We start from the raw sequence: 2,157 nt of genomic DNA on the forward strand, positions 1-2,157 counted from the left end.
AGACGAAGCGTTGCAGGCCTCCCGGCGATCGGACCCCTGCATCATCCGCTCCCGTTTTCGCGGCGGCACATGGGAATTCTCCGCTCTGTTGTTCAACTCCTTGTGCGACCGGTGCTCGACGTCCGGCATCATCTGTCGCTTTGCCGCTCCATACGAGCGAAGCTAGTCGGTGATCATGCGCTTCGGCGCGAGCCCCTGCTTCTTCCACAGCCGCGTCAGCAAGCGCAACCTCTCGCAGGGTGCGCTCTCAGAGTTCGTTCCTGCGCAGCGGCCTTGTTATCTCGATACTGAATAAGCGTCTACGAACCTACGCGCCGCATAACGAGCTTTGTTGCGCTGGTCGGTTGCGAAGGGGCTCTATGCATCGCAGTGGCGGACGCGAAATCCTCACCATCCTTCTGCATCGCGCTATTTGGCTTGCCGAAAACCCAATCTCGCCGGCACGCTGCCGCTGAATACGATGATCATCTCGCATTCTTGCTATGGAGACTGTCGTCCTTCCTGGGCACGCGGCTGACGGCGACGAAAGCGGGTTTATTCATGCAACACCCCTTTTTGGCAGGCAAGCTGGTGGACTTCGGGATGTAAAGGGCGAATATAGCGAAGACTCCCGCCGCTCGCTGATGCATTCTGGACGCAACCGCATCGAGCCGATGTGTTCGAGACGCTTCGCGGCTGCAGTCGCCGAACGATGGCGTGGTTATGCGACCTGTTCGGCATGGCTACCCCCGTCCAGTCAGGCGTTCACGAAGGTGTTTGTCGAGAGTTCGTGGAGAAAGTCCGCCACTTATCGTTGGCGAGGGCTTTGCTCCGGAGTGGCGATCGGTGCGCTGATCGACAGGCAGGCTCTGGCCAAAATCGAATCCCATGCCGTCGCGAAAGGCCGCAGAATTCGATGCGGGGGCAAACGCATCGCGCGAATGGCACGTCGAACTATCGGTCCCGTCTCCAGCGAGATGACCATCGCGCAAGAAAGAGACATTCGGGCGGCTGGCGCCTGTGATTGCTTCGACGATGCGGATAGGTCGTGCATGAGGCCAACGACACGATCTACGGCCTTCCCCCATATTTGTGCCTCAAACGGAAGCGTGTTTGGCGTGTCGCCGAGGCCTTGGAATATGGCATAGTGGTATGAACACGGGACGCATGTCGTCGGAAGCCGCGCCTTTCGGCCGAGTGAAGCAGTCCGGCATCGGGCGGGAGGGTTCCCGCCATTGCCTCGAGGACTACCTCGAAATGAAATACCTCTGCACGGGCGGCATCTGAAGCATGGGCTTGCAGGGCTCGCAGACCGGTAAACCAGCGAGCCATCTCCAAATATGTGAATTGTGGATTGCTCCTCGACGGGAGCTGAGGGGCGGCTCCGCAAGCCTTACGACGCTCTTTGCGAGCCGTAGCTGCCGAGCTGGCAAAAGGCCGGGCTACGTCGCGCCAGCGCAATCGGCGCGCAGAAAATTAGGCCTACCCGCTCCGGGACCGCGGACCTCGTCAGCTTCTCGTAAGTATGCCCGAGTAGGTTGCTCAGCTGATCTGTGGACGTGAGGCTAACGTGAACCGGCACAAATTTGACCTATCCAATGTAACAGGTTGGCGGCAGGTGCAGCCCCCGGCATCTCAAGAGCAAGCGGCACAGGCCGGGCAAGAGGGCTTTGAGCAGCGCTCGGGCGAGGCGCGCCAAGCCGCTGCCCAAATTCCCGCCCCCGGCGTTCCGGCTCTGCCAGACCCGTTCCATCCTCATCCGTCTCACGGAGACCTGAGCCTCATCGAAGGCGCGGCCCCATGGGAAGCGCAGCCCATGATGCAAGGGAGCGGACAAGAACACGCCGCGGCGCCGTACGCCGGAGGCAGTGGGTCGATGCTAGGTGCCTCGGTGCTGCAGCCGGGTCACTCAACGGCGCGCCATCATCATGCGCCGGATTCGTCAGTGGGTGATCTGAATCCTTCCGCACCGTTCGAGTTGCGTGACCATGCTCGTTCCCCCGTGCCGGCGGCGGTGCAGCCAGATCCTCCAGTAGTGGTCTCCGACGGTCGCGGCTGCAAGCGTCCTCTTTATTCCAACGATGCGACCGTTGTCGAAGGGCTGAGGTCACTCTACGCGGGTAAGGCCAAGGAGGAAACGGTCAAGCGCCATGTAAATTCTCTTTACGGCTTTGGTCG

1 protein-coding gene and 2 pseudogenes are annotated in these 2,157 nt (G+C 60.8%); 2 read left to right on the top strand and 1 reads right to left on the bottom strand.

Translation table 11 applies throughout. The annotated features are described in order from the left end of the window. A pseudogene (locus tag NKH35_RS31530) lies at positions 1-225 on the bottom strand (DDE-type integrase/transposase/recombinase); the annotation flags it as partial. A 505-nt stretch (positions 226-730) separates the two neighbouring features. Here NKH35_RS31530 and NKH35_RS32135 point away from each other — a divergent pair. Together NKH35_RS32135 and NKH35_RS31540 are read left to right on the top strand one after the other, a co-directional pair. Beyond that, positions 731-1,266, top strand: a pseudogene (locus NKH35_RS32135) (aldehyde dehydrogenase family protein); the annotation flags it as partial. A 658-nt stretch (positions 1,267-1,924) separates the two neighbouring features. After that, the coding region (locus NKH35_RS31540; protein WP_352917555.1) for a hypothetical protein at positions 1,925-2,157 on the top strand (233 nt) is incomplete at its 3' end.

The organism is Mesorhizobium sp. M1143, assembly GCF_040318435.1.
In the GTDB taxonomy this organism is placed as follows: domain Bacteria; phylum Pseudomonadota; class Alphaproteobacteria; order Rhizobiales; family Rhizobiaceae; genus Mesorhizobium.